Origin of the sequence: Bacteroides sp. Phil13 (assembly GCF_001940965.1) — a bacterium.
In the GTDB taxonomy this organism is placed as follows: Bacteria; Bacteroidota; Bacteroidia; order Bacteroidales; family Bacteroidaceae; genus Bacteroides; species Bacteroides intestinalis.
In genome coordinates, this window is record NZ_MSHA01000077.1 from 2,525 (window position 1) to 6,615 (window position 4,091).

The following is a 4,091-nucleotide window of genomic DNA, read 5'->3' on the forward strand; positions in this document are numbered from 1 at the left end:
ATAAAGATATGGGGAAGAAAACTATTAAAGTACACCTTTTCTTTGTATTCGTCATTCAGTACACATTTAGTACGCCCTATAAAAGCAGAAAACCCTGATAATCAGGTGATTATCAGGGTTTATTCGTACCCAGACCCGGGGTCGAACCGGGATGGAAGTGAATCCACTGGTGTTTGAGACCAGCGCGTCTACCGATTCCGCCATCTGGGCATGCTTGATTTCTCAATTGCGGTGCAAAGATACGGCTTTTTTCTAAACCTGCAATACTTTTCCTAAAAAAAGGAGAAAAAAGTCATAAAACTCTCTACAAAGATTCCGTGTTTCCAAAATATAGTGTACTTTAGCAGAAACTTTTAAAACAAACGATATGGCAACAAATAAGGATAACTTCTGCGTTATCATGGGTGGAGGTATCGGTAGCCGATTCTGGCCATTCAGTCGAAAAACGCTCCCAAAACAGTTTCTAGACTTCTTTGGTACAGGCAGATCACTGCTTCAACAAACCTTCGACCGCTTCAACAAAGTTATTCCTACGGAGAACATACTTATTGTTACAAACGACCTGTATGCCGACCTCGTAAAGGAGCAACTGCCCGAATTGAATCCTGAACAGATATTACTGGAACCTACACGCAGAAATACAGCTCCGTGCATTGCATGGGCAGCCTATCACATCCGCGCATTGAACCCGAATGCAAATATTGTGGTAGCCCCATCCGACCATTTGATTCTGAAAGAGGGTGAATTCCTTGCTGCTATCGAAAGGGGCTTATCTTTCGTATCACAATCTGAAAAACTACTTACCCTCGGCATCAAACCAAATCGTCCTGAAACAGGCTATGGCTATATACAGATAGCCGAACAAAGCGGAGATAATTTCTACAAAGTGAAAACCTTCACCGAAAAACCGGAGTTAGAATTAGCTAAAGTATTCGTAGAAAGTGGAGAATTTTATTGGAATTCCGGACTCTTTATGTGGAATGTAAACTCTGTCATTAAAGCTGTAGAAGCATTACTTCCCGAACTGGCTTCTAAATTGGTTCCGGGTAAAGACGTATATGGCACTCCAGCCGAAAAGGCCTTTATTGATGAGAACTTCCCTGCATGCCCCAATGTCTCCGTTGATTTCGGCATCATGGAAAAGGCCGACAATGTATATGTTTCATTAGGAGATTTCGGTTGGTCCGACTTAGGAACATGGGGCTCTCTTTACGATCTGTCCCCAAAAGATGAGGAAGGAAATGTGACGCTGAAATGCCAGTCATTATTATACAACAGCAAAGGAAATGTTGTAGTACTCCCAGAAAATAAGCTCGCTGTCATTGATGGACTGGAAGGTTATCTTATTGCCGAGTCAGACAATGTGCTGCTCATCTGCAAAAAAGACGAAGAACATTCCATCCGTAAATATGTAAACGATGCACAAATAAAATTAGGTGAAGATTATATTTAACCGGAAAATGGAGAATTGAAAGCACAGACTTTCAAATCAGAATAAAGGAAACGGGGACTGAATTTACTTCAGTCCCCGTTCTTATTATCAAAAGGAAGGAGTTTTATTTTTAGAGTGCTGTACGAATCGCTTCGGCAATTGCTTTAAATTCTTCATCAGAAAGCTTCAGCTTCGGATTAGAGAACAGCATATCCGATTCTTTCTGGATAGGAATGAGATGTATATGCGCATGAGGTACTTCTAAGCCAATCACTGCTTCACCCACTTTCTTACAAGGAAAAGCTTTCTCGATGGCACGTGCCACTTTCTTGGCGAAAACATGCATTGCTGCCAAGTCTTCGTCACTCAAATCGAAGATATAATCCACTTCCTGCTTGGGAACGACCAACGTATGACCTTTCACCAACGGATTGATGTCCAGAAACGCAAAGAACTTATCATCCTCTGCCACCTTATAGCTAGGTATTTCACCTGCGATAATTCTACTGAATATTGTTGCCATAACTTTTATGATATATAAATTAAGGCAAGCCCGCATGCGGACCTGCCTTTACATTAAAATGATATGTTCATTACTTCAAGGTTAACCATACCCTGCGGTACTTTGATCTCGGCTACCTCACCTACCTTCTTACCAAGTAAGCCTTGTGCAATGGGCGTGTTAACAGAAATCTTACCTTCTTTCAGGTTGGCTTCGCTTTCCGAAACGATAGTGTAAGTCATCTTCATGCCGTTCTTCACGTTCTTCAGTTCTACCTTGTTCAATATCTGCACGGAGTCTGTTTTCAGCTTAGACTCATCAATAATCTTGGCATCTGCTATAATCGTCTTCAATTTATTGATTTTCATCTCAAGCATGCCCTGAGCCTCTTTGGCAGCATCATACTCTGCATTCTCCGACAGGTCACCTTTATCACGTGCTTCGGCTATTGCAGCCGAAATCTTAGGACGTTCTACCGTCTCCAATTCTTTCAGTTCGGCCATCAATTTCTTGTAGCCATCTTCTGACATATAAGCCATACTTTTTTCCTCCTTTTTAGTTTCTAAATGGTATTATATAACAAAAAAGAATTCCAACATGGTCAGCATGCTGGAACCCTCTTTCGATTTTTCTTTTGCAAAGATAGCCTTTTAAACAATGCGTGTCAAGCAAAAATTGCTGCTATGTAACATATTTAAATAAAAACTTCTAATTTATAACAAGTTACAGCAGTGCTTTCACAGCAGCATCCAGGTCTTTTATAGTCTCTCCACGGGCACTCAGCTCACTATTCCGGTTAATCAGGAACAACGAAGGAACTTCCTTAACGTTATACATGCCGGCCACATTTGAGTAAATTCCATTGGCATCTCTCACACAAATCCAGGGCAGATTGTCAGCGGTTGTTTTCCAAAAATGTTCGTCTGCATCCAGTGAAACCTGATAAATCACCAGTCCCTGATCCTTATATTTAGTATAAAGGTCATTCAACAAGAAATTATGGGGAGCAGAAGCTGCACTCTGGTAAATAGTAAAGTCAAGCAATACGACTTTGCCTTTCAGTTCACTCAGTTTATGAGTGTTACCTTTCATATCACGGAGAGCGATATCAATGATACCAGTTTCAGAAATCGCCTCTTCCGGCAACTCCAGAACTTTCTGTTGCGGTGTACGGGTATTTTTCATTCCCTTAATCACAATATTATAAAGGTTTTTAGAGCGTACGGCATGCGGGTAATAGTTATTCAGGCTGGTTGCTACAGCAGCAAAGCACTTGATATCTTCTTTATTGTTCAAAGGATCGAAAATAAGATAATTATTCAGCTTCTGGAATAAAGCGAAATAAGCAGCCGCCGTATTGGGAGCAGAAAAGATATATTTTGTTTTCACTTCATCTTTATAGTCCTTCATCAAGGTAGCCAGTTTCTCTTCAAACACATCAGCACCTATCTGATGAGCTTGCATCTTCTTCACCAACTCATTCACCTCATTTTGCAACTGCACTTGTTTCAATGTCAGTTCTTTTATCTTGGTACTATTTGCCGATCCCTCCACTGTATAAGCAGTAGCAAAATCAGCATACGGAGCTTTCAATCCGATAGTTTCCGTAGAATCTACTGAGAAATTGATAACCTTGTCGTCCACACGAAGGCGGTAAAATTCCGGAGACTCTGGACGTGTTTGTTTGAAACTGAAAGAACCGTCACCCTTCAATTTAACAGAATCCAAGGGTACGATACCCTCCAAAGCAGCAGCTTCCAGATACAGCATTTTACCGTCAGCACCTGAAACTTCGCCTTCAACTTTGAATTTCGGTTCAGAATTACACGCGCTCAAAGCCAAAGCGGCAAGCGCAACAATACAGATCTTTTTCATATTTAGCTTCTTAATTTCTATTAGAACGAACGTGCAAATATAGCTCTTTTCAAGTTTAGTCAAAGCATTTTCATTGCATCTTCCACACGGAAACTCAAAAAAATAGTCAATTATAAACTTTTTTATCTCATTCCCACCTGATTACATGAATTAATATGTATCTTTGCACGAATTTTGAAAGAAAATATAGATAAAACATTTTTTATGATTAACCCAATTGTTAAGACGATCGAGCTTCCTGATGGCAGAACCATCACACTCGAAACGGGAAAGCTGGCAAAA

Annotated in this window: 4 protein-coding genes and 1 tRNA gene; 1 reads left to right on the top strand and 4 read right to left on the bottom strand. The window is 40.5% G+C overall.

From position 1 onward, the window contains the following. Positions 1-126: 126 nt before the first annotated feature. Positions 127-210, bottom strand: a tRNA-Leu gene (locus tag BWI44_RS14670). 157 nt (positions 211-367) lie between these two features. Between BWI44_RS14670 and BWI44_RS14675 the strand changes: the two genes are divergently transcribed. Continuing rightward, positions 368-1,453 carry a mannose-1-phosphate guanylyltransferase gene (locus tag BWI44_RS14675; protein ID WP_138292416.1) on the top strand — a complete coding sequence of 362 codons (1,086 nt, stop codon included), beginning with the start codon at positions 368-370 and terminating at the stop codon, positions 1,451-1,453. 109 nt (positions 1,454-1,562) lie between these two features. Here BWI44_RS14675 and BWI44_RS14680 read toward each other — a convergent pair whose 3' ends face one another. From BWI44_RS14680 to BWI44_RS14690, 3 genes are all read right to left on the bottom strand, one after another. Beyond that, positions 1,563-1,955, bottom strand: a complete 393-nt coding sequence (locus BWI44_RS14680) for an HIT family protein (RefSeq protein ID WP_044154835.1) — start codon at positions 1,953-1,955, stop codon at positions 1,563-1,565. Between the two features lie 53 nt (positions 1,956-2,008). Continuing rightward, positions 2,009-2,473, bottom strand: coding sequence for a transcription elongation factor GreA (greA, locus tag BWI44_RS14685; protein ID WP_007662037.1), 465 nt, complete (start codon positions 2,471-2,473; stop codon positions 2,009-2,011). Between the two features lie 184 nt (positions 2,474-2,657). Beyond that, entirely contained in the window at positions 2,658-3,809 is a 1,152-nt protein-coding gene (locus BWI44_RS14690) for a TlpA disulfide reductase family protein (protein WP_044532671.1), read from the bottom strand. Positions 3,810-4,091: the final 282 nt, after the last annotated feature.

Bases quoted from the DNA above. Each gene is read 5' to 3' on its own strand.
- BWI44_RS14675 (WP_138292416.1), top strand. From the start codon at position 368: ATGGCAACAAATAAGGATAACTTCTGCGTTATCATGGGTGGAGGTATC.
- BWI44_RS14690 (WP_044532671.1), bottom strand. From the start codon at position 3,809: ATGAAAAAGATCTGTATTGTTGCGCTTGCCGCTTTGGCTTTGAGCGCG.
- BWI44_RS14680 (WP_044154835.1), bottom strand. From the start codon at position 1,955: ATGGCAACAATATTCAGTAGAATTATCGCAGGTGAAATACCTAGCTAT.
- greA (WP_007662037.1), bottom strand. From the start codon at position 2,473: ATGGCTTATATGTCAGAAGATGGCTACAAGAAATTGATGGCCGAACTG.